Source organism: Salinivibrio sp. MA607 (genome assembly GCF_001996245.1).
Classification (GTDB): domain Bacteria; phylum Pseudomonadota; class Gammaproteobacteria; order Enterobacterales; family Vibrionaceae; genus Salinivibrio; species Salinivibrio costicola.
Window position 1 is genome coordinate 28400 of record NZ_MUFJ01000001.1, and the last position, 23571, is coordinate 51970.

The window sequence follows — 23571 nt, forward strand, 5'->3', positions numbered from 1 at the left end:
GTGGAGATCCGATGTGCAACTCAGTTTGATTTGTGACGCTCTTGAAAAAGACGAGGAATTTGAAAGGCTAAAGTCGAAGTGGTCACTCACTCACGATCCTGATTCATCGTTTGCCCTGGTAATGACACAAACGCATCTTGAACTACGCAAGCGCGATGAACCTAAATTAGGGGCAGTGTTTGTTGACTTTGTGAGCGGTGCGGTCGCCCACCGTCGTAAATTTGGCGGGGGGAAAGGACAAGCGATAGCGAAAGCGGTTGGGCTCAATAAGGGGATCACCCCGCGCGTACTCGATGCCACCGCTGGACTGGGGCGCGATGCGTTCGTATTGGCGTCTTTAGGCTGCTCCGTGCAAATGATAGAAAGGCATCCGGTTGTTGCCGCCTTGCTTGATGATGGCTTACAGCGAGCCTATCAGGACCCCGATATTGGTGCATGGATGCAATCACGGATGACGTTATTGCATGCCAATAGTGAGCAAGCACTGACTGACATGGCAAACATGCCAGGTTTGGTGCGACCTGATGTGATTTACCTTGATCCCATGTATCCCCACAAGAAAAAAGCCGCCTTGGTGAAAAAAGAGATGCGCGTTTTTCAATCTTTAGTGGGGGCAGATAGCGATGCAGATGCCTTATTGCTGCCCGCACTTCAACTGGCCCGCAGTCGCGTGGTGGTTAAGCGGCCGGATTATGCGACGCCGTTAGCGGATAGACCACCGCATTCGACCATCACCACCAAGAAAAACCGTTTTGATATGTACATTAACGCAGCGTTAGGCGCGGAGGCGTAAGTGGCCAAAGCTTTATGTAAATGGCGCCGAGGCGAGGTTGAAGCTAACCTATCCTCCTTGGCAATCATTACCACACCGCCACGCGTGGCTTGTAGTAAATGTGCGCGGGTCGCGAGTGGAAAAGGCTACGTCTGTCGTCCTATCTCGCTAGTGAGTGGTGAAGAAAAGAAAGCGAAGAAAGCGTCTGATCACGCCGCTAAAAAAGCTAAAAAAGCCAAACAAAAAGCAGCCAAGAAAGACAAAAAGGGTAAAGCGGATAAAAAGGCCAGAAAGAAGGCTAAGTCGGATAAACCCTAAATCAATATAAACAGCGGACAAGCAAAAACTCCATGGCGTACCATGGAGTCTTTCAGATTTAATCGAGGCCTTTTACCATCAATACGGTTAATAGTCCGGTGATGACTGAAACAATCAGACCGGAAACGATTAGCCAAGGCAACATATCCATCATGATTTGCACTCACTTCTGTTGTTATGATTTGGGGGAAAAGCGAGCATGATTGGACCTGAGTTTAACCACTATCTCAACAGGATAAACGCAGCTGGTTAACCTTAGTAACAGCTAGAAATAAGATGACTACAAAGCATTCAAAAAGCCCATGTGGCGCATAGGTCTATCAGTACAAAGGATCCAACATGAGTGTCAATCAAGGAAAGGCCGACCTATCGGTTTGGGATAAAGAAGAAGCGTTAAGTCGGTTAATGGACAGTCCGGCGCTTCTTGACGAAGCCTGCCGTATTTTTGTTGAAGAAAGCGAGCAACAGCTTCCGATGATGGAAAGGCAGTTAGCGGAGGCTAATTACGCCGATTTAGTCCGAGAAGCGCATAAAATGAAAGGCAGTGCCAGTAATTTGGCCGCACTAGAGCTGTATCAGAACGCGTTGACACTAGAGCAAGCGGCCAAGCAAGGAGAAGCCGATCAAGCCACGGCGGCACTGGCGAGTCTTAAAGAAGGCTTGGCCCGCTTCTGTGCGCAGTTGACAGGCTAATTGCTGTAACAAACAATGAATCCCCATAAAAAACGCCGTGTATCGACACGGCGTTTTGATATGAACCTATCTCGCGCGGCTTAGCGCATGGTAACGAATTCTTCTGACCCGGTTGGGTGAATCGCAACCACGCTATCAAAGTCTGCCTTAGTGGCGCCCATTTTCATCGCCACCGCAAAGCCTTGAATCATCTCGTCGACCGTAAAGCCGATCCCGTGCAGGCCCACCACTTTTTCTTCATCGCCAGCACACACCAGCTTCATTTTGCAGGGTTGACGGTGCTGAGTAACAGCGGTGTACATGGCCGCAAAGCTGGACGTGTAGACTTTTATATTGTCATCGCCATACTTGGCGCGTGCTTCTGGCTCACTCAAGCCAATGGTGCCGATTGGCGGGTGGCTAAATACCACGGTTGGCACCAACTCATAGTCCATTTTGGCATGTGTCTGGCCGTTAAATAGGCGCTCTGATAATAAGCGTCCCGCCTTCACCGCAACAGGGGTGAGCTCAATGCCGCCATCCATGATATCGCCGACACAGTGAATATGTGGCACGCTGGTGGTCTGGTATGGGTCGACTTTGATGTAGCCATCTGCCGTGGTTTGAACATCCGTCGCACCCAGGTTGATTTTATCTGTGGTGGGGTGACGGCCAATTGCCCAAATCAAGGTGTCTGTATTGTGGGTGGTGCCGTTTTCAAATGATAGCGTCAGGCTGCCATCGTTCTCTTTGGTAACGGAAACCGGAACATGCTGGGTATGAAGGGTTGGCCCCTCTTTTTCCATTACCTCGACCAAGGTATCTGTCACCATAGGATCGAATGTCCGTAGTGGACGGTCTTTACGCACAAACAAGTGGGTGTCAGAGCCGAGCGCATGTAACACGCCTGCAATCTCCACCGCGATATAGCCGGCACCGACAACAGCCACCCGCTTAGGCTGCTCGGGGAGAGCAAAGAAGCCATCAGAATCGATGCCAAGTTCAGCGCCCGGAATTGTTGGAACAGTGGGCGTGCCACCGACCGCAATTAAGAAGTTATCGGCGGTGTAATGCTCACCATCAACCTCAACCGTGTTGTTGTCGACAAAGCGCGCAAACCCACGGATGACATCGATGTTGTTTTTATCTAAAACATTGTCGTAGGCCTTATGGATGCGGCCGATATAGGCTTCACGGTTATTAACCAGTGTTGACCAGTTAAAGCCTTTCACATCCACATCAAAACCGTAGTCTGACGCGTAGAGGTTAAGCGCTTCTGCGACTTGGGCGCCATGCCACATCACTTTTTTTGGCACACACCCTACGTTGACGCAGGTGCCGCCTAGGTGTTTTGCTTCAATAAGGGCGACTTTAGCACCGTGCATCGCGGCACGGTTGGCAGAGGCAATACCGCCACTACCGCCACCGATACAGATATAGTCGAAATGCTTCGCCATGTCTTTCTCCATCTTATAGGCACAGGGTGCCACTGGCTTTTATGTCGAGGTCAGCTTGTCCTGTTTGGTGGCGCTTGTAAAGCCACCCACTCTGACCTTCTGAGTATTAGCATACCAAACCGTCAGTGAGGCAGCAGTCTCAGAATCATTTTGTAACGCTCGCAATACAACTTGCTTGAGTCCAAAGGATTGAAAAGTCCGCCTCGAGACGGCATATACAAGTTGTCATTCATATTCCAGGCCTCATAGAGTGAGCGTCTGGTAGCAAAAAGGAAGGCATTATGTCCAACCCGCTACTTCAATTTGAGGATTTACCTCCGTTTTCGGCGATTAAGCCTGAGCATGTTAAGCCGGCAGTGGAAGCCGCTATTGCTGACTGTCGCCAAGCTGTCGATGCCGCTGCTGGCACTGACCAAGCTAACTGGACCACTGTTTGCGTACCGGTGACTGAGGCCGAAGATCGGCTAGGCCGGATCTGGTCACCGGTCAGCCATATGAATGCGGTGGTCAATAGCCAGCCATTGCGTGAAGCCTATGAAAGCTGCTTATCGTTATTATCTGAGTATTCAACATGGCGCGGGCAGCACAAAGGTTTGTATCAAGCATACAAAGCGATAAAAGAGAGCGCCGAATTCGAGACCCTAGAGATTGCTCAGCAAAAAGCCATCACCGATGCGCTGCAAGATTTTGAACTCTCGGGCATTGCCTTGCCGGTGGATCAGCAGCACCGATTTGGTGACATTCAAAAGCGTTTGTCTGAGCTTTCCTCTTCATTTAGCAATAATATACTTGATGCGACCATGGGATGGACCAAGTTGATTTCTGACGAGAGTGAACTCGCAGGCTTGCCTGAGTCCGCGCGCCAGGCGGCGAAAGCGCAAGCAGAGGCAAAATCGCAGCAAGGCTATTTATTTACCCTGGATGTCCCCTCGTACCTGCCTGTGATGATGTATTGCGATAATCGTGCACTGCGTCAACAAATGTATGAAGCCTTTACCACGCGTGCTTCTGACCGCGGCCCGCAAGCGGGGCAGTGGGATAATTCCGAGCTGATGAATGAGTCGTTGCGCTTAAAATACGAACTGGCACGTTTGTTGGGCTTTAATAGCTACAGCGAACTGTCGTTGGCGACCAAGATGGCAGAAACACCAGACCAAGTGATGGGCTTTTTGAATGATTTGGTCGACAAAGCCCGCCCTCAAGGTGAACGCGAGTTTGCCGAAGTGAAGGCGTATGCCAAGCAAGAATTTGGCGTCGATACCCTTGAGCCTTGGGATATTCCGTATTACAGCGAGAAACTCAAGCAAGCGCGTTATACCATCTCCGATGAGGCACTCCGCCCTTACTTCCCTGAAGCGCGAGTGCTCAATGGTTTGTTCGAAGTGATGAAACGTGTGTTCGGTATGACGATTACCGAGCGTAAAGGAATCGACACGTGGCATGAAAGTGTGCGCTTTTATGACATTCATGACAGCCAAGGGACGCTGCGTGGCAGCTTCTATTTGGACTTATACGCGCGGGAGCATAAACGTGGTGGCGCGTGGATGGATGAATGCCGGGTGCGTCGTCGCAAAGCGAACGGTGAACTGCAAACACCGGTGGCGTACTTAACCTGTAACTTTAATCCGCCAGTGGGTGACGACCCGGCGTTGTTTACCCATGATGAAGTGGTCACCCTGTTCCACGAATTTGGTCATGGCATTCATCATATGCTGACGCAAGTCGATGTGGCTGATGTCTCCGGCATTAATGGTGTGCCTTGGGATGCGGTAGAGTTGCCGAGTCAGTTTTTGGAAAACTGGTGCTGGGAGCAAGAGGCGCTGAGCTTTATTTCGGGGCATTACCAAACCGGAGAAGCGCTTCCTGAAGACATGCTGGAAAAAATGCTCGCGGCGAAAAACTTTAACTCAGCCATGGGAATGTTGCGTCAGCTCGAGTTTAGTTTGTTTGATTTCCGTCTATTCAGCGAGTTTGATCCGGATGTGGGCCCGCGGATCATGGAAACGCTAAATGCGGTGCGTGAGCAAGTCTCAGTGGTGCCGACGCCTGAATGGAACCGCTTTCCGCATGCTTTTGGGCATATCTTTGCGGGCGGATATAGTGCAGGTTATTACAGCTATAAATGGGCTGAAGTACTCTCGAGTGATGCCTATTCGCGTTTTGAAGAGGATGGGATCTTTAACCGTGACACCGGTGAAGACTTCTTAAACCATATTCTTAGCCGCGGGGGCAGTGAAGCACCGAAAGACTTGTTTGTTCGCTTTAGAGGTCGCGAGCCAAGCCCTGAGGCGTTATTGCGTCATAGTGGGATTGCAGCGGCTTAATTGCCCGCTGAGCTGATTGACAGCGCCAAGGATAAAAAGGCTCACACCATCAAGGTGTGGGCCTTTTGTTTTGCTAATGGTGTGTATGCGATAGAGCGTGAGCGTCTTGAGCGTGCACGACGAGTGGCTGTCCAAGGCTTGATTGACGCAGCGCCTCTTGCTCTAGCTCCGCGCGTAACAGTGGGCTAGCGTCAAGCAGTGTGGTATCTAACGCTAAAGTGAGTGCGTCGCCGTCAGCATTGAGTCCGATCATTGGCCGAACGCGACTGTTGCGACGATGGCATAAAATCACAGCTACGCGTAGTAGTCGGAGGAGACGGTTGGCACTGGTGGTGGACAAGGCATGTTGGCCATCAATGCATACCAGTTGTTCACGGTAATAGCGTAACAAGGTGGCAACCAGTTGTTTTTGTGCACGGGTAAAGCCAGGTAAATCGAGATGAGTAATTAAATATGCGGCATGGTCGCCATCATGTTTAAAGCCAATGCTCAACCCAATTTCGTGCACGCAGGCTGCCGCATGGAGCAGGCTACCGGCTTCCGGCTCTGGAATCCATGACGCGGGACACTGATGAAGTAATTCAAGTGCGGTCGCAGCCACATTGATCCCGTGGTCCTCATCAAGCTGATAACGGGATTGGATGCTAGCTATGGTGCGCGCACGAATATCACTGTGACGCATCGCGGTCATCATTTCGTACACCAAGCCTTCACGTAGCGCCCCGCCGGCGAGGGTCATGCGAGTAACCTCTAAACACTCAAAAATGGCAATCAAGATGGACAGACCACTTGGAAAAACCAAGGCGCGCTCGAGCGTTAACCCCTCAATATCCAGTGCGTCCATTTGCCCGCAGGCAATCGCTTGATCGCGCAGTCGGTGAAGCTTTTCCAAGGTGATCACTTCATCCATCCCTTGGGTCACCATAATTTCTTGCAGCGCTTGTACCGTGCCGCTGGCGCCAACACAACAGTCCCACCCCAGTTCGCGATACTGAGCTACCAACGGGGCCAACTCTGCTTTCGCACCGGCGATCGCATTCTCAAAAGCGGCTTGGTTGAGTATGCGATTGGCAAAGTAGTCTTCTAAAAAAGTCACGCACCCCATATTAAGGCTTTGTAACAAGGTCGGTTCAAACTGCTCACCGATAATCAGCTCGGTGCTGGCCCCGCCAATATCGACGACCAAGCGTTTACCCGGACCACCTGAGGTGTGCGCCACCCCTTGATAGATGGTGCGCGCTTCTTCTTCGCCTGAGATAATCTCGATAGGGTAACCCAGTAAAGTATTTGCCTTGGCTAAAAAGGCATCAGCGTTACTGGCACGGCGCAGCGCAGCGGTCGCGACCACGCGAATATTGTCCGTGTTAAAGTCTTGCAAGCGTTCGGCGAACAGAGCCAAACAATCCCAGCCGCGTTGCATGGCTTCATCGCTGAGCTGTTGTTGGTTATCCATCCCAGCGGCGAGACGTACTTTTCGCTTTATTTTGGCAAGGGTTTGAACACTGCCGGCCACTTGGCGCACCACCAGCATATGAAAGCTGTTGGAGCCTAAATCAATCGCGGCGTACAGCGTCGGTGTTGATGTTGTATTTCCGTGACCACTCATGATGCGCTCTGACCTATGTTTCTTTTCTGTTATGCCGACTTTTGTGGACGGCGGCGCTGCCGGTTGCGGTTGTTGCTGCTGCCTTTATTATTGCTACCGCTCTTGTTATTACTACGACGCTGTGTGTTCGGGCGTTTAGCCATTTTCTTTGGCGGCGGCAGATCCTTCAATAGCGCGTTACGATCAAATTCGCTGACCGGAATACTGTGCTCAATGTACTCTTCAATCGCCGGTAAGTTTATCGCGTACTCTTCACAGGCAAAGCTAATTGAGCTGCCACTGGCGCCGGCTCGTCCTGTACGGCCAATGCGATGGACATAGTCTTGCGCATCATCGGGAAGGTCATAGTTAAAAACGTGGGTAACCAAAGGAATATGTAATCCACGTGCTGCCACATCGGTGGCAACGAGCAGGTCCAGTTCGCCGTTAGTAAACTGCTCTAAAATTTTAACCCGCTTTTTCTGAGGGACGTCGCCAGTGAGCAGACCTACGCGATGATTATCGGCGGCTAAATGGGCCCAAATGGATTCGCAGCGATGTTTGGTATTGGCAAAGATGATGGCGCGCTCGGGCCACTCTTCTTCAATGAGGGTTTGTAGCAGCGGCATTTTTTCTTTGTTGGATGGCTGGAAAAGCTCTTCCTTAATCCGATGTCCTGTGATTTGCTCAGGCTCCACTACCACGTGTTCAGGGTTAGTCATGTGCTCAAAGGCCAGCTCTTGTACACGATAGGACAAGGTCGCCGAAAACAGCATGTTTAAGCGCTGGTTGGGGGCCGGCATACGGTTAAACAAAAAGCGAATGTCTTTGATAAAGCCCAAATCAAACATACGGTCGGCTTCATCCAGCACCACTGCCTGAATGCTGTGCAAGTCGATAATTTTCTTTTTGTGGAAGTCGATGATACGACCACAGGTGCCGATTAATATATCAACCCCTTGTTCCAACGTTTGTTGCTGTTTATCGTAACCTTCACCACCATACGCGAGACCGGCGGTGATTGAGGTATTCGCCAAAAGCGGTTCAGCATCGTTATAGATCTGAATCGCCAACTCACGCGTAGGAGCTAGTATGATGGCACGCGGTTGATTTTGTTTACGCGATGCGGGGACATCGGTCGTGAGGAGGTGATGAAACGTCGCAGCGAGGAACGCCAGGGTCTTTCCTGTCCCTGTTTGCGCCTGCCCTGCAATGTCTTGGCCGGTGAGCAGGACCGGCAATGCCAATGCCTGGATAGGAGTACATTCAGTAAACCCCTTGGCATCCAAGCCTTTAAGAACATCGGCGTGCAAGCCGAGCTCGGCAAATTTCTGCTCTGTGATATGCGTCATTTTCATCCGGATAGAATATCAGCTTAGGCTTGCAATACGGAAGCGAATCCAGTCAAATAGTCCCATAATTTACTGGTCGCAATTTAGCCAGTAACTAAAACATGTATTGGAGTAAAAGATGAGCGACAAAATTATGCAGCTAACCGACGACAGCTTTGAGGCAGACGTTCTAAAAGCTGCAGGACCTGTTTTGGTTGATTTTTGGGCAGAATGGTGTGGTCCATGTAAAATGATTGCACCGATTTTGGACGAAATCGCCGAGGAGTATGCAGGTAAAGTCACCATCGGAAAACTGAACATTGACCAGAACGCAGGTACTCCGCCTAAGTTCGGCATCCGTGGTATCCCAACACTGCTACTCTTTAAAGATGGCAGCGTGGCAGCAACTAAAGTTGGTGCTGTGTCAAAAACTCAACTGAAAGAGTTTCTTGACGCTAACCTGTAATGTTAAAGTAACCGTCGCTGCCTCACAGCGGCGGTTGTTTTTCTGTCAACTAGACGATACCCCATTTAGGTGCTACCTTATTGCACGGAATTTGTACTTCTGTTCATCTCTCGAACATGCCACTGGTCTCGACACGCTAACTAATTTCAGACCTCAACTTTGACAAACAAGACACTCACCACTATGAATCTTACCGAACTGAAGACTCAACCCGTCTCGACGCTGGTTGCGCTTGGCGAAAGCATGGGACTTGAAAACCTGGCTCGCTTGCGTAAGCAGGACATTATTTTTTCGATCCTCAAACAGCACGCAAAAAGCGGTGAAGATATTTTTGGCAATGGCGCGCTGGAAATTCTTCAAGACGGGTTTGGCTTCTTGCGCAGCGCAGACAGCTCGTATTTGGCCGGCCCTGATGATATTTATGTCTCGCCCAGCCAAATTCGGCGCTTTAACCTGCGCACAGGCGATACCATCGCGGGTAAAATTCGGCCGCCGAAAGACGGCGAGCGCTACTTCGCGCTACTAAAAGTTAACCAAGTTAACAGCGACAAACCCGACAATGCCCGCAGTAAAATCCTTTTCGAAAACTTAACCCCATTACACGCGAGCGAGCGGATGGTGATGGAGCGCGGTAACGGCTCTACCGAAGACATCACCGCCCGTGTCCTCGACTTGGCTTCGCCTATCGGTAAAGGCCAACGTGGTTTGATTGTGGCACCGCCGAAAGCGGGTAAAACCATGTTGTTGCAAAACATTGCTCAAAGCATTGCGTTTAACCACCCTGATTGCGAACTGATGGTGCTTTTGATTGACGAGCGTCCGGAAGAAGTGACCGAGATGCAGCGTCTGGTTAAAGGGGAAGTGGTTGCCTCGACCTTTGATGAGCCAGCTAACCGACACGTGCAAGTTGCCGAAATGGTGATTGAGAAGGCAAAACGTCTGGTTGAACATAAAAAAGACGTGGTGATCTTGTTGGATTCGATCACGCGTTTAGCCCGCGCTTACAACACGGTTGTGCCATCATCGGGCAAAGTATTGACCGGTGGTGTGGATGCCAATGCTCTCCATCGTCCTAAGCGTTTCTTTGGTGCGGCGCGTAATGTGGAAGAAGGCGGGAGCCTGACTATCATTGCTACCGCGCTGGTGGATACGGGATCGAAGATGGATGAAGTGATCTACGAAGAATTTAAAGGGACAGGTAACATGGAACTGCACCTTTCGCGTAAGATTGCGGAAAAACGTGTTTTCCCTGCCATTGACTTCACCCGCTCAGGCACCCGCCGTGAAGAGCTACTTACCAAACCCGATGAACTGCAAAAGATGTGGATTTTAAGAAAGATCATGCATCCAATGGGCGAGTTTGAAGGGATGGAGTTCTTGATTGGTAAATTGGCGATGTCCAAAACCAATAATGAGTTCTTTGATGCCATGCGGCGGCAAAACTCGTAACGGCTAACGCAATAGTGTTAAGCACTGCGCATTCGCAGTGCTTTTTTATTGCTCACCCAAGGCCCAGCTCGCACAATAGACGTGACCAAGGAAAGGTGGCGCCGAACGCGTGACACTGGGCATAGGATTGCAACGGATGGCAAGACGTTACTGTACGACACTGTTGGCTATAGGGCTTGGGATCATGAGCTTGTCGAGCCCGGCGGCCTTGGCGGCTAATGCGCCAGCCGCGGATGGTCAGATCGTCACCCAAACCTTTATTGAACAGGTGCTAGATAACGCGAACACGGCTAAAGCCATGCGTACCATGTCTACTCTGCTCGCGAAAGACGATGTCGCTGCGCTCAAAGCGCATATTCGTCAGCTTCCGCCGCTCACACGTGAAGCGACACTCTACCGTTTACTCTCTTCACCCTTGCCACTGAACAACGATCATTGGCGACGTTATCTGGCTGAATTGAGTCAGCAACAACCCCATTTTTTGTTACGTCACCAGCAAGACGGTTATTGGGTCACGACCCCTGCCTTCCATTACGCGGCAGCAGCACGCCAACAGTTAAACCGTTATCGGGAGCAACAACTGACCCAAGAGTTAGGCATGTTACTCAGTTATCGCCAATTGGTGATTGCTGACTGGATTAAGCCATCTCAGCCGGGTTATCGACAACGCCGTGATGCATTGGTCGCGATGATTGATGAGTATGACAGCGATGGCTTAGCCTATTTGGTCGAACAATACCTCACTGATCCCACCTTAATGTGGCTACCAGATAACGCGATTTTGGCTGCAATTGCACAAGCGACGGACCGGCCGGCACTGTATGATCGTCTTTGGCGGCGCGGTACCGATCAATACAGCCTCAATGCACTGCATGCTTTGCGTCAACGAGCTAATGATGGGTTTGCGTTGCAACAAATGATGGCCGCCGCAGATAACCCATCGCTGCGTGGCCCCGCGATTCGACAACTGGCGAATCTTTCTCCATTACCCGCGCCAGTCGCTGACTTTTTGATGTCTCAGTTATCATTACGCCAAGGGCAGCAGGTGGCACAATTATTGGTCGAAGCTGGAAAAGATGAGTGGTTAAGTGGATTAGGTGACGAGCTTGGCCCCCTTGGCCGCCAGCACATTGCATCTGCGTTGTCGTCGCGCTAATGTCGACCCTTTACCGATCCGGATACCGGTTTACTTGGTATCATAGAGGCGTCCATTAACTCATTGAGCCTGATATGAAACTTTCCGATCTGCGCGATTTTATTGATTACCTTGAGGCCCAAGGTGAGCTTAAACGCATTACGCAGCCAGTGGATCCTGACCAAGAGATCACTGAGATATGCGACCGCACCCTAAGAGCGGGCGGGCCGGCCCTTCTGTTTGAAAATCCCATCGGGTATGACATGCCGGTATTAGCGAATCTGTTTGGCACCCCTAAGCGTGTGGCGCTCGGTATGGGCCGACACGATGTGCTTGAGCTACGTGAAGTCGGCAAACTGCTGGCCTACTTAAAAGAGCCTGAGCCCCCTAAAGGGTTTCGCGATGCGCTCGACAAGCTGCCTGTGTTTCGTCAGGTGTTAAATATGCCCGCCAAGACAGTCCGTCGTCCGCGTTGCCAAGAAGTTGTGCTTAGCGGCGATGACGTTGATTTGGATAAAATCCCAGTGATGCGCTGCTGGCCGGGCGATGTGGCGCCATTGCTGACGTGGGGGCTGACCATTACGCGCGGGCCGAATAAAAAGCGCCAGAATCTTGGTATTTATCGCCAGCAAAAAATCGGCAAAAACAAAGTGATTATGCGTTGGCTCGCACACCGCGGTGGCGCACTTGATTTGCATGACTGGATGCAAACCCATCCGGGTGAACCTTTTCCTATCAGCGTTGCTTATGGCGCGGATCCGGCCACCATTCTCGGCGCCGTCACCCCCGTGCCCGATACCCTGTCTGAATATGCCTTTGCAGGGCTGTTGCGCGGCAGTAAAACCGAGGTGGCAAAGAGCATCAGTAACGATTTGGATGTGCCGGCGAGTGCCGAGATTGTGATGGAAGGGTATATCGATCCGAACGAATATGCTGACGAAGGGCCTTATGGCGATCATACTGGCTATTACAACGAAGTAGAGCGTCACCATGTATTCACTGTGACGCATCTGACCATGCGCAAAAAGCCGATTTATCACAGCACCTACACGGGGCGGCCACCGGACGAGCCTGCCGTACTGGGTGTGGCCCTGAACGAAGTGTTTGTGCCCATTTTGCAAAAGCAGTTCCCGGAAATTGTCGACTTTTATTTGCCTCCGGAGGGTTGCTCGTACCGGATGGCGGTGGTCACTATGAAAAAACAATACCCAGGGCATGCGAAACGCGTGATGATGGGCGTGTGGTCTTTCTTGCGCCAGTTTATGTACACCAAGTTTGTGATAGTGTGTGACGACGATGTGAATGCGCGTGACTGGAATGATGTTATTTGGGCAATCACCACTCGCATGGATCCCGCGCGCGACACCGTGATGGTGGAAAATACACCGATAGATTCGCTCGACTTTGCGTCGCCAGTGGTTGGCGTTGGCTCGAAAATGGGGCTCGATGCCACCAATAAATGGCAAGGAGAAACCGCTCGCGAGTGGGGCACACCGATCGCGAAAGACCCGGATGTGGTCGCACGTGTCGATGCGATATGGGACGAATTAGGGATCTTAGACTAATCCGGTTGGTATGCGCTAGCATTCACCGTTAATGATAAAAACACAGCCTGAGGCGGCAGTGATACCGCCTCTCATAACCTCAACGGCTGTAGCAAAACGAACAGAGGAACAGAATGTCGATACTATGTGAAGTGACCGCCGTTGAGTCGCTGGCGTGTCACACTTACCGCATTGTCCTAAAGCCTCAGCAGGCGGTGAGCTATCACCCTGGGCAATATGTGATGGCGGTAATGGGCGAAAAAGATAAACGCCCGTTTTCACTGGCGAGTAGTCCATGTCGCCAAGACGGCGGTGAGCTCGAGCTCCATGTGGGCGCCGCCGATGAAAATCCGTTCGCGCTGGAAGTGGTTGAAAAAGCCAAAGCCGTGCTAGAAAGCGGTGAAGCGAGCTTTGAAATCACCGAACCGGCCGGCGATGCCTGGTTGCGTGAGAGTGAGCGTCCCTTGCTGTTGATTGCCGGCGGGACCGGTTTTTCGTATGTTCGCAGCATGGTCGATCACTGTATTAATCAAGGAATACAGTCTCCGATCTTTATTTATTGGGGGGCACGCAACCCGTGCCAGCTTTACGCGCATGACGAGCTGCAAGCACTGTCTGAATCGCATCGCAATATTACCTTTATGCCTGTGGTTGAACAGGCGGAAGGCGAATGGCGAGGCAAAGTAGGGAATGTATTAGAAGCGGTGATGGAAGATTTTGTTAGCCTCGGCGCTTACGATATCTATATTGCCGGGCGCTTTGAAATGGCAGGCGTGGCACGTGATATGTTCTGCAAAGAGCGCGGCGTGAGTCGTGATCATCTCTACTCAGACGCGTTTGCCTTTATCTGATCAGGGTTGGCTCTCGGGTAAATAAACAGGCAGGGGTTTCCCTGCCTGTTTTACGTTCGGGTTACTGAGGCTTTGGGTCGGCATTCCGTTGGGCGTCGACGCGGCGCTTGACCCAGGTTTGGTTAAACCACAGCGCGGCTAAAATCAGTACCCCGCCGCTGAGTAACGGCAGAAGATCCGCGTCGCGGTTCCAAATCAGTACGTTCACCACAATGCCGGCTGGGATCAGCGCGTTGTTCATCACTGCGAGCGCCCCAGCATTGACCAGGGTTGCACCCTTATTCCAAAAGAAATAGCCCAGCCCTGACGCGATAGTGCCTAGATAAATCAACACTCCCCACTGGGTTGGCGTAGAAGGCAGATTGTCACTGTTTCCGAGCAAGGCGAAAGCCAGCACGCCCACCACTAAGGCGCCAAGATAAAACCAACCGAATACCGCATGCTGAGGCAGCTGAGTTTGCTCTTTCTCAATCAAGTATTTGTAACCGACCTGGCCAATCGCAAAGCACAAATTTGCACCTTGTACCACTAAAAAACCAACCAGAAAGTCCGGATTGACAGTGGCATAGCGGATCACTACGGCGCCAAGCACCGCGATGGCCGCGGTGAGCAGGTACCAAGCGCTGAACTGCCTTTTCAACGCATCGTAAATTAAGGTGACATAAAGCGGAGTAAAAACGGTAAACAACAGCACTTCTGGTACCGATAAGAATAAGAAGGACTGATAGAAGAAACAGTACATGATGCCAAGCTGAAACGCGCCGACTAACATCAATTTGGCGGCAAACGCGGGGCGCACTTGGCGAGGACGTAAGAAAGGTAAAAACACCAATCCTGCCAGCACGATACGCATCAATACAGAAAAGTAGCTGTCGACTTGGCCGGCTAGATACACGCCAATTAGGCTAAACGAAAAGGCCCACAGCAGTGTCACGCCGCTAAGATACCCCATAACTCGGTTCCTTCGATAAAGAGAGTAAAAGGGCAGTGTACCGTTTCGCTTCTAGGACGCAATCGGTTCCCAGTCAGCGTATGGTTAAAAGCGCAGAAGGCAGAATGACCCGCCTTCTGTCGAGAGTGGTTAGCGAAGAGGGTTTAGTCGCGGATGGGCACCATCAAAAGATCAACGGGCGTTTTATTCAGCAGTTGTTTAGTTGACGACAACAACGAGCTCCAGAAATCTTGATGATGGCCGACGACCACCAAATCAATCCCCATGTTTTGAATCGACTCGGTGATCTCTTCCGCTAAATCACCGCTACTGACCAAGGTGTGTGTGACCGTGCTTTGTGCGTCGCTGGCCAGTTGATTGAGTTTTTGCTGGGCTTCTTCAATCACTCGGTTACGTGATTCGACTAAGTTAATATCAATCAGTCCGGTATAGAGCTCGGCATAATTGACGTCAATATGAACCAACGACAGTTGTGCGCCCAAGGCGAAGGCAAGTGCGTCAGCTTTTTTCAACAGTCTTTCACTGTCATCTGACAAATCAACCGCAACCAAAATATGCTTGTATGACATAGAGTTATCCTTTTTATGCGAGGTTATAAACGCAGTTTAACCAGCTTGAGAGGCAAAATCCGTCACTGTGATCGCATTCCGATTAAGAATTCGACAATGAGGCGGGTCATAAATTCGATATAAGAATCGGTCACGCTGGACATTACCGGCGTAATCCGCTTGAAAACCGACGTGCTGCTGGTCAGAATGGCAGCTAACCCCCAATAAAGAGGACGTTTTATATGCTAGCACCTGCCATGGTTGACAGGCTCAATGAGCAGATCAATTTGGAGTTTTTCTCATCAAACCTATACTTACAAATGAGCGCTTGGTGTGAGGATCAGGGTTTCGAAGGCGCGGCAAAATTCTTACATAAGCACGCACAGGAAGAAATGCAGCATATGCAGCGCCTGTTTACGTATGTGAGTGAGACAGGGGCCATGCCTATCTTGGGGTCGATTGATGCACCGCGTCACGAATTTTCCTCGTTAGGTGAGGTGTTTCGCGAAACGTATCAGCATGAGCGCTTAATCACGGAAAAAATTAACAGCTTGGCGCATGCCGCGTTTACCACGCAAGACTACTCTACCTTTAACTTCTTGCAGTGGTATGTCGCGGAGCAACACGAAGAAGAGAAGTTGTTTAAAGGCGTACTCGATAAGATCGAGTTAGTCGGCGAAGATGGCAAGGCTCTGTTCTTTATCGACAAAGACTTGGCATCCATGGCAGTTGAAGAATCAACGTCAGTGATGGACAGCTCAGCGGGGCAGTAATTACGTAACCTCTCCCTCTGAAGCGCCATCCAGTGTAGTGAAGGGAGAGGATTATGAACGGTGATATCCTAATTGTGGCTGTGTTCACAGTGACAGTGATAAATATCGCACGCTATGTATCGTCATTGCGGGCATTGGTGGTGATGTTACGTGATGCCAACCCGTTGCTTTACCAGCAAATCTGTCGTCGTGAGAGCAACTTCTTCACTTTATCGCCCCAAGGCGATATCTCGCGACAAAAACGTTTATACCAATATATTCGCAGCCAAGAGTACCTTCATCATCACGATGCGGCATTTGTGGGTAAATGCAATAAGGTGCGTCATTTGTTCACGCTTAATGTTGCCCTGTCCGGTGCCTTACTCGCGACCTTTTTTCTTGTCGCTTTTGCGGGCTGGTAAACGGATAACCATCCTTTAGACAAAATGCTGACCTTGGTCAGCATTTTTTTTGTTAGTCTGACAAGCATAAACGCCTAGACACCGTAATCGTGAGGGAAGCATGCAAAGCCTAATCCAATGGTGGCAGTCACTCTATCAAGCCGCCGCGTGGGACTGGATCTCAGATATTGTCATTTTGATGGGGCTTGGAGCCGTCGTCTGGGCGATATGGCGTGTGTTGATGGGGCGCTTAAAGGCACTGGCAGAGCGCACGCAAACACGTTGGGATGATGTGTTGTGGCCCGCGATTGATACGCCATTTTCCCTCTTAATCTGGGGCTGGCCTGCGTTTCATGCGCTAGAAATTTTTCTTGATAATACCGCAGGTCACTTGAATTTAAGCTGGGTGAGTGTGATCAGAGAGCTGCTGGTCGTGTTCTTATTGATCTGGTTTTTGCTCCGAGTGGTCAACAGTGGTGAGCAGCTGTTATTTGACGAAGGGCGCCGTGATCACACCACGATTAACGCCATTGGTAACGTCTTACGCGCACTCGCCGTCTGCATTGGCGTGATTACGCTGCTACAAAGCCTGGGTGTCAGTGTCTCCGGGTTACTCACGGTTGGTGGTGTGGGGGGCTTAATTGTCGGTCTTGCCGCCAAAGATTTGCTCTCCAACTTCTTCGGTGGGGTGATGATCTACTTTGATCGGCCATTTAAAGTGGGCGACTGGGTGCGCTCCCCCGATCGCAACATTGAGGGCACGGTGGAAAAAATTGGTATTCGCATGACGGTAGTGCGCACCTTTGATTTGCGCCCTTTATACGTGCCCAACTCGGTATTCAGTAACGTAGTGGTGGAAAACCCCTCGCGGATGCTGAACCGTCGGATTTACGAAACCATTGGGCTGCGTTATCAAGACGCCGATAAAATCAGTACGGTAATTGATGATGTGTATGCGATGTTAGAAGCGCATGCAGATATTGAAACGCGGCAAACCTTGATTGTGAACTTCAACAGTTTTGGCCCGCATTCACTTGATTTCTTTATTTACACCTTCACCAAAACGGTCAACTGGCAGCGTTACCATCAGGTAAAACAAGACGTGTTATTAAAAGTGATTGAAATTATTCATCAGCATGGTGCGGATATTGCTCTTCCTACCCGCACGCTGCATATGGATCCGAATATGCTAGAGCAAGGTGCTGCTGCTATGAGGCCACCGCCAGATGCACAGGCGCGTTAAATCGCGCTTGCCGCTCACGTGCGGGCTGCTACAATGCCGCTCCCACAGGGTGAGCAGAGAATAAACAGGTAAGCGTGTGACTGAGTATGATGTAATTGTGATTGGTGCCGGTGCCGCCGGATTGATGTGTGCGGCACAAGCCGGCCAACGTGGCCGCCGCGTTTTGGTGGTGGACCATGCCAAAAAGCCGGGTCGCAAGATCCTGATCTCGGGCGGCGGGCGCTGCAATTTCACCAACTATGACGTCACCGCCAATAATTTCCTGTGTGAGAACCCGCACTTCGTCAAATCCGCATTGGCGCAATACAGCCAATGGGACTTTATTGGCCTGGTGGCGACCCATGGCGTGGCCTATCACGAGCGTGACCATGGCCAGTTGTTTTGTGATGACAGCGCCAAAGATATCGTTAACCTACTTTTGGCCGAATGCGACCAAGCCACCATCAATCAACGCTATCGCTGTGAAGTGCATGATATCGAGCAAGAAGAAGCTGGCTTTCGCCTCAAACTCAATGGTGAGCCGGTACGCTGCCAGTCTTTGGTAGTCGCCACGGGCGGCCTTTCCATGCCCAAGCTTGGTGCCACCCCCTTTGGTTACCAGCTTGCCGAGCAATTTGGTCTAAAAGTGCTGCCCACTCGCGCCGCCTTGGTGCCGTATACCTTGCACCAAGAGGACAAAACGCGCTTTGCCGATATTTCCGGGGTGTCGGTGCCATGTTCGATCACCACCGAGTCTGGCGTTTGCTTTAGCGAGAACCTGCTCTTTACCCACCGTGGCTTATCGGGACCGGCGGTGTTGCAAACCTCCTCGTTTTGGCAGCCGGGCGAAGCGGTCACCATCGATTTACTCCCCAGTGAGTCGCTAAAAGACGTGCTGGTGGCGATGCGTGATAAGCACCCCAACCAAACCTTAAAAACCTCACTGTCTCGCCTATTCCCCAAACGCTTGGTCGAGGTCTTGATTGCGCGCGATAGCTTGCCGGATAAACCGCTCAAGCAGCTCGATGACAAGCAGCTCGATCAGCTTCATTACTACTTTCACCAGTGGTCCATTGCCCCAAATGGCACTGAAGGTTACCGCACCGCAGAAGTGACGCTTGGTGGGGTGGATACCCACGCAATTTCCTCGAAAACCCTTGAAGCGCGAGATATTCCCGGCCTGTATTTTATCGGTGAAGTGCTTGATGTCACCGGCTGGCTCGGCGGCTATAACTTCCAATGGGCTTGGAGCTCCGGCTGGGTAGCCGGGCAGAATGTATAAAAAAACATGCTTGGATGCACATTATCTTACTGAATTTATTGCTTAATCGCTAATCACGTAGAGAATCTGCTGCGGGGTGGATAAAGGATGAAGACTCCCCGTTTTTCCTTAAGTAGAGCCAAGGAGTGGTGAGTGATTTCTTTTCTAAGCGTGAGAGAGATATGCCGTGGTGTATCGAATAAAAACACGCTCTATACGTTTCTATTTGTGCTGCTTCACCAGTCATCGATTGCTTTTTCTATTTTCGCCTCTGTGATGGTTTCAGGCTATATTCTTGAAATTAATCAACATTATGAAGCATTGAAGCTCTGGGTATTCCTCTACATTGTCGCGATGATTCTTCCCTATATAATCGGCTACTTTTCTGATGTGTATAAAGAAAAGTGGTTGTGTGAATCACTGAGTCGATTTTGGCAATCCGCGACTAAACGCTATCAATCTTGCACTGACAGTCGCACAGTCGACCATACGCTGGGCGTGTACGTTTCTCAGGGAAAGAGTGCGATTTCTGACTTTATTGGCTATGCCTTTTGGGGGATGTCGTCTGGGCTCAACTTCTTCCTGAGTCTGCTAATGATCACCGCTTTTATTGATTGGCGTTTTTTTGTCAGCGTTATGATCAGTGTGCTGCTTATCTTGGGGTTCAATAAACTCATTTCCTCGCATCTAGAACATAACGCCGTCACCACCCATAAAGCGGGTTCATCACTGACGTCAACGTTATCGACTATCCATGACAATGTACATTTTGGTTCGTCGGTGAATGCATTGGCTTATCAAACGCGGTTCGAGGAAGGGAAAGCGAAATACTTAGGGCTGAGAATCAAAGAGGCTGTGTTTAGGTATAAGGCATTGTTGGTTTCTTCCTTGCTCGCGCTTGCGCCAACTTCCTGTGTATTACTGTTCATTTTTACGTCTAGCAGTGTCCCGATGGAGGTAAAGGTGGCGTCGATTGTTAACCTCACACGCATTTATCATCTTTTAAATTCTGCGTCGGATATTGTTAGCTTGTTAATCTCTTTTCCGTCTATCAAAGGCCAGCTGTCGGTGATGACGTGTTTTTCGAAAAATAAGCCGCTTTACCAGCCACAATGGAATATCGCGATCCTTAAAGATAACGAGAGCGTTGATACCGTGAACCTTGCTCAAGCGCAGGAGGGCCGTTTTCGCGTTGTTGGAGAAAACGGATCTGGAAAAACTTCTTTCTTAAGGCACCTCTGCGCCAAAAATGATTATCTCTACTTCAACCCGTCTAAGCGCTTACTGTGGCCTTGGGATGATTCAGCAATACTGTCTGATGGTATGTACTCCGCCAAGAGTATTCAGTGGTTACTGGAAAATAGCTCGGGTCACTTGATTCTGGATGAATGGGATGCGTTTCTCGACTCAGAGAATACGAAAAAGATAGGTGCGCTGATTGATTCATATGCAGATAGCCGAGTTATTATTGAGGTCCGCCAATAGGCCGCGTTTCTGTCGGTCTTGCGAGGAATCCCCAATCCTCAGATGCTTGCTTTTGTGTTGTTTGCAACAAACTGCGTATCATAAGCGATAATTGGTTTATGTGATCTTTATTCTAAATATTCTCTAGTTGACTGTTTTTTGTCTAAAAAATGGCAATCTTTCTTGCGCGCTGTTACATTAGCGCGCGCTTGCCATGTCGGATAAAAACTATCCGGCGCTGTGAACCCGCGATGCACTGGATGGGCTCGCGGTACCCTAGGGACGGGGTGACGGCTGTTCACTATTGCTACCTCGGTTATCGGGGAGTTTGGAATTAACCTGTCGTTGCTTTGAGAGCCGTTCCCATGCAGTTATCACTAAAACAAAAATTAATTGGGGCATGCTTATCTGCTGTATTGCTGATGGCCGCCTTTCTCACCTGGCTTGCGGTAAGCCAGATTCAAGCCCAAACCCAGTCGAGCATCTATAGCCGCGTCAGTGGTATCGCCGATGCGGCGACTGAATCGATCAGCGGTTGGGTGCAAATCCGTGCTGATATCACCAGTGCCTTTATCGATTACACCAGCAGTAGCCATCGTGTGAGCTATTTACAGCAAGCGCGCGAGGCCGGTGGGTTTGACGATATCTACTTTGGTACCCCAAAAGGTGCCATGTATCGCTCGCGCCCAGAGCGCAACCGCGATGATTATGACCCGCGTCTTCGCCCGTGGTACAAGCAAGCCGTGAGTGCAGGTAGCCCGATGATTACCACCGCTTACAGTGATGCGATTACCGGTGCGATGTTGGTGACTTTGGCCGAGCCAGTACGTCGCAATGGCGAATTGATCGGTGTAGTGGGCGCAGATGTGTTGATTGACCAGTTGATCCGCGATGTGACCCAATTGAAAGTGGGCAAAAATGCGAACGCGATGCTGCTAGGCGCTGACGGCACTTTTCTCGCCCACAAAGACAAAGCACGCTTGCTAAAGCCGTATCGTAGCCTGTCTCCTGAGCTGAATGAAAACCGCGTGCGTCAGGCGTTGGCACAGCAATCGCTGGTGGAATTGCCTGTCGATGGCGTTGATAAACTGTTTTATTTTGCGTCGGTTCCTCACACTGATTGGGTGCTGGCGATTGAACTGGATAAGCGCACCGAATACGCCAGCCAGGGTGATGCCTTGTTCGATCTTATACTGACAGCCCTCGTTATCACCTTGTTGGTGGCCGGTGCCGTGACGTGGTTGATGCACGTGTTGTTCCGTGACTTGCTCAATGTGTCCGCCGCGCTAGAAGAAATTGCTTCCGGTGAAGGGGACTTAACCCAGCGCCTTGAGCCACACAGCAATGATGAAATTGGTAAACTGGCCAATAACTTCAACCGCTTTGTCGGCAACATGCACACCATGGTGTCGCATTTGCGCCAGCTGTCTGGCTCGCTCAAGCAACAAGCCGAGCTGACCGCGGCGCAAGCGGAAGAGCGTTCCACCCGTATTGGTCATCAGCAAGATGAAATCAATATGGTGGCGACCGCTATCCATGAAATGGCCTCGGCGACCCAAGATATTGCCGGCAATGCCGATAACACCGCACGCACTGCCCAAGAGACCGAAAGCGTCGCCAACGATGGTGGCCAGCAGGTAGAGAAAAGCAAACACGCTATCACCGAGTTGGCCCATGACGTCGAGGCGGCCACCGGTGTGATTGGTGAGTTGGATCAACACGCGCACAGCATCACGAGTATCTTATCGACCATTCAGAGTGTGGCCGAACAAACGAACTTGTTGGCGTTGAATGCCGCGATCGAAGCGGCGCGTGCGGGCGAGCAAGGCCGAGGCTTTGCGGTGGTGGCCGATGAGGTGCGTATTTTGAGTCAACGCACCCATGCCTCGACTACCGAAATCCAGCAAATGATTGATACCTTGCAGCAAGCGACCGGTAAAGCGGTGACTATGATGCAAAATAGCCAACAACGGGCACATGCCAGTGTCGATGAGGCGAGCGTTGCGCATGAAAGCCTGAGCCAAATTGTTGCGGCGGTGAGCCAAATTAGCGATATGGCCACCCAAATTGCCTCGGCGGCGGAAGAGCAGTCGAGCGTGACGTCGGAGATCACCCGCAACTCAGAGGGCATTCGCGATGTGTCCAATGAGTTATCGACTGAAGCGGATGAAGCCGCGCGTCAAGCTGCGACGTTATCCGAGCTTTCTCATAGCCTCGAGCAAGAGATCAGCCGCTTTAAGCTGTAACCTATAAACCGCTTAAACGCCGAGCATGGCAGCGCGCTGTGCTCGGCGTTCTTTTTTCATTCTTTTGGCGTCAGCACCTTGGCGGCGGGGAGAGGCTCGGTTTGATGATGGCGGTCGGCCTCGTAGCTCTCGATAAAGTGGGCAAGAAAATAGTCCAGCTGCGTGGCGGCATCCACGTCGCCTCGGCTTCGTAGTAATGCACTTACCGCTTCACTGGTACACAAATGCCCCTCGGGTTGGTTGCGCCTGAGCGTATATTGCGAGGCGGCTGTCGACGGCAAACTGACCCGCGGCAGACGATTGAGCCATGGGCTTTTATTGAGTATTTTTCGCGCCTGCTGCCAAGTCGCATCCAGCACCACAAATTGTAACGGCGCGCGAGGCGCATTCGTGGCGGCTAACGTCTCCGCGCAAGAGACTGACCTATCCGCGCAAGAGACTAACCTATTCTCGCAAGAGACAGACCGAGCCGGGTCAGCGAAGAGTCTATCTGCGGGGACGGCATCATCACTGGGAAACAACAACCAAGGTGACACATCACCGCGCGCCCAGCTGTCGAGCAAGGCTTGCGGTGGTTGTTTGCGTTGCCAAATCTCTATCTGAGTGTGGGGCAGCGCCGCTTTAACCAGTTTGCCGGTGTTGGATTGGCGCGCCGCTTCGTTTTCGTGCATCACCAGCACGCATTGCAATTGGCTTTCAAGCGGCCAATAGCAGTGACAGATGCAGTGATAGGTAAAACCGCATTGGCGGCAGGGCGAACGGGCCATGATTGTCTCCTTGGTTAATAGCGCGCTATTGTGCGCAAGCCAAGCCACGAATAC

General features: G+C 51.0%; 20 protein-coding genes and 1 pseudogene. 15 read left to right on the forward strand and 6 right to left on the reverse strand.

The annotated features are described in order from the left end of the window. The first annotated feature begins 13 nt into the window (after window positions 1–13). From BZG81_RS00160 to BZG81_RS00170, 3 genes are all read left to right on the forward strand, one after another. On the forward strand, window positions 14–793 hold the full coding sequence (locus BZG81_RS00160) for a class I SAM-dependent methyltransferase (RefSeq protein ID WP_077576397.1): 780 nt from the start codon (window positions 14–16) through the stop codon (window positions 791–793). After that, on the forward strand, window positions 794–1090 hold the full coding sequence (locus BZG81_RS00165) for a hypothetical protein (RefSeq protein ID WP_077676489.1): 297 nt from the start codon (window positions 794–796) through the stop codon (window positions 1088–1090). A gap of 339 nt (window positions 1091–1429) precedes the next feature. After that, window positions 1430–1783 carry an Hpt domain-containing protein gene (locus BZG81_RS00170; RefSeq protein WP_077576396.1) on the forward strand — a complete coding sequence of 118 codons (354 nt, stop codon included), beginning with the start codon at window positions 1430–1432 and terminating at the stop codon, window positions 1781–1783. Window positions 1784–1863: 80 nt separating this feature from the next. Here the strand turns inward: BZG81_RS00170 and gorA are convergent, their stop codons facing one another. Further along, on the reverse strand, window positions 1864–3219 hold the full coding sequence (gene gorA / locus BZG81_RS00175) for a glutathione-disulfide reductase (RefSeq protein ID WP_021022207.1): 1356 nt from the start codon (window positions 3217–3219) through the stop codon (window positions 1864–1866). Between the two features lie 281 nt (window positions 3220–3500). Between gorA and prlC the strand changes: the two genes are divergently transcribed. Then, the gene (gene prlC, locus BZG81_RS00180; RefSeq protein ID WP_077669683.1) at window positions 3501–5543 is read left to right on the forward strand and encodes an oligopeptidase A; all 2043 of its coding nucleotides are present in this window, start codon (window positions 3501–3503) and stop codon (window positions 5541–5543) included. Between the two features lie 73 nt (window positions 5544–5616). Here the strand turns inward: prlC and gppA are convergent, their stop codons facing one another. Next, window positions 5617–7149, reverse strand: a complete 1533-nt coding sequence (gppA, locus tag BZG81_RS00185) for a guanosine-5'-triphosphate,3'-diphosphate diphosphatase (RefSeq protein ID WP_077669684.1) — start codon at window positions 7147–7149, stop codon at window positions 5617–5619. A 29-nt stretch (window positions 7150–7178) separates the two neighbouring features. Continuing rightward, window positions 7179–8486: an ATP-dependent RNA helicase RhlB gene (gene rhlB / locus BZG81_RS00190; RefSeq protein WP_077669685.1), complete on the reverse strand. Its 1308-nt coding sequence runs from the start codon at window positions 8484–8486 to the stop codon at window positions 7179–7181. Window positions 8487–8598: 112 nt separating this feature from the next. On the opposite strand from rhlB, the gene trxA reads away from it, so the two are divergent. The 5 genes and pseudogenes from trxA to fre all read left to right on the forward strand — a co-directional run bounded on the left by trxA (window position 8599) and on the right by fre (window position 13904). Then, complete coding sequence (trxA, locus tag BZG81_RS00195) at window positions 8599–8925, forward strand: thioredoxin TrxA (protein ID WP_021022211.1); 327 nt, start codon at window positions 8599–8601, stop codon at window positions 8923–8925. Window positions 8926–9108: 183 nt separating this feature from the next. Then, a complete protein-coding gene (rho, locus tag BZG81_RS00200) occupies window positions 9109–10374 on the forward strand; it encodes a transcription termination factor Rho (protein ID WP_021022212.1) in 1266 nt (421 codons plus the stop codon). 136 nt (window positions 10375–10510) lie between these two features. Further along, window positions 10511–11530 carry a hypothetical protein gene (locus tag BZG81_RS00205; RefSeq protein ID WP_131826340.1) on the forward strand — a complete coding sequence of 340 codons (1020 nt, stop codon included), beginning with the start codon at window positions 10511–10513 and terminating at the stop codon, window positions 11528–11530. A gap of 74 nt (window positions 11531–11604) precedes the next feature. Continuing rightward, a pseudogene (ubiD, locus tag BZG81_RS00210) lies at window positions 11605–13026 on the forward strand (4-hydroxy-3-polyprenylbenzoate decarboxylase); the annotation flags it as partial. Between the two features lie 161 nt (window positions 13027–13187). Next, window positions 13188–13904, forward strand: coding sequence for an NAD(P)H-flavin reductase (gene fre, locus BZG81_RS00215; protein WP_021022215.1), 717 nt, complete (start codon window positions 13188–13190; stop codon window positions 13902–13904). 61 nt (window positions 13905–13965) lie between these two features. Here the strand turns inward: fre and BZG81_RS00220 are convergent, their stop codons facing one another. After that, window positions 13966–14856: a carboxylate/amino acid/amine transporter gene (locus tag BZG81_RS00220; protein WP_077676490.1), complete on the reverse strand. Its 891-nt coding sequence runs from the start codon at window positions 14854–14856 to the stop codon at window positions 13966–13968. Between the two features lie 143 nt (window positions 14857–14999). Further along, window positions 15000–15425 (reverse strand): universal stress protein, encoded by a 426-nt coding sequence (locus BZG81_RS00225; RefSeq protein ID WP_021022217.1) that lies wholly within the window; start codon window positions 15423–15425, stop codon window positions 15000–15002. A gap of 221 nt (window positions 15426–15646) precedes the next feature. Here BZG81_RS00225 and ftnA point away from each other — a divergent pair, with 221 nt between their 5' ends. From ftnA to BZG81_RS00255, 6 genes are all read left to right on the forward strand, one after another. Continuing rightward, window positions 15647–16177: a non-heme ferritin gene (ftnA, locus tag BZG81_RS00230; protein WP_021022218.1), complete on the forward strand. Its 531-nt coding sequence runs from the start codon at window positions 15647–15649 to the stop codon at window positions 16175–16177. 53 nt (window positions 16178–16230) lie between these two features. Beyond that, window positions 16231–16578 (forward strand): universal stress protein UspB, encoded by a 348-nt coding sequence (locus BZG81_RS00235; RefSeq protein WP_021022219.1) that lies wholly within the window; start codon window positions 16231–16233, stop codon window positions 16576–16578. A 100-nt stretch (window positions 16579–16678) separates the two neighbouring features. Next, window positions 16679–17800 carry a mechanosensitive ion channel family protein gene (locus BZG81_RS00240; protein WP_108743351.1) on the forward strand — a complete coding sequence of 374 codons (1122 nt, stop codon included), beginning with the start codon at window positions 16679–16681 and terminating at the stop codon, window positions 17798–17800. 76 nt (window positions 17801–17876) lie between these two features. After that, window positions 17877–19061 carry an NAD(P)/FAD-dependent oxidoreductase gene (locus BZG81_RS00245; RefSeq protein ID WP_077676491.1) on the forward strand — a complete coding sequence of 395 codons (1185 nt, stop codon included), beginning with the start codon at window positions 17877–17879 and terminating at the stop codon, window positions 19059–19061. Between the two features lie 132 nt (window positions 19062–19193). Beyond that, complete coding sequence (locus BZG81_RS00250; RefSeq protein WP_077676492.1) at window positions 19194–20525, forward strand: ATP-binding protein; 1332 nt, start codon at window positions 19194–19196, stop codon at window positions 20523–20525. A 344-nt stretch (window positions 20526–20869) separates the two neighbouring features. Then, window positions 20870–22750: a methyl-accepting chemotaxis protein gene (locus BZG81_RS00255; protein WP_077676493.1), complete on the forward strand. Its 1881-nt coding sequence runs from the start codon at window positions 20870–20872 to the stop codon at window positions 22748–22750. A gap of 56 nt (window positions 22751–22806) precedes the next feature. Here the strand turns inward: BZG81_RS00255 and BZG81_RS00260 are convergent, their stop codons facing one another. Further along, window positions 22807–23517 (reverse strand): tRNA-uridine aminocarboxypropyltransferase, encoded by a 711-nt coding sequence (locus tag BZG81_RS00260; protein WP_158011816.1) that lies wholly within the window; start codon window positions 23515–23517, stop codon window positions 22807–22809. Between the last annotated feature and the right edge of the window lie 54 nt (window positions 23518–23571).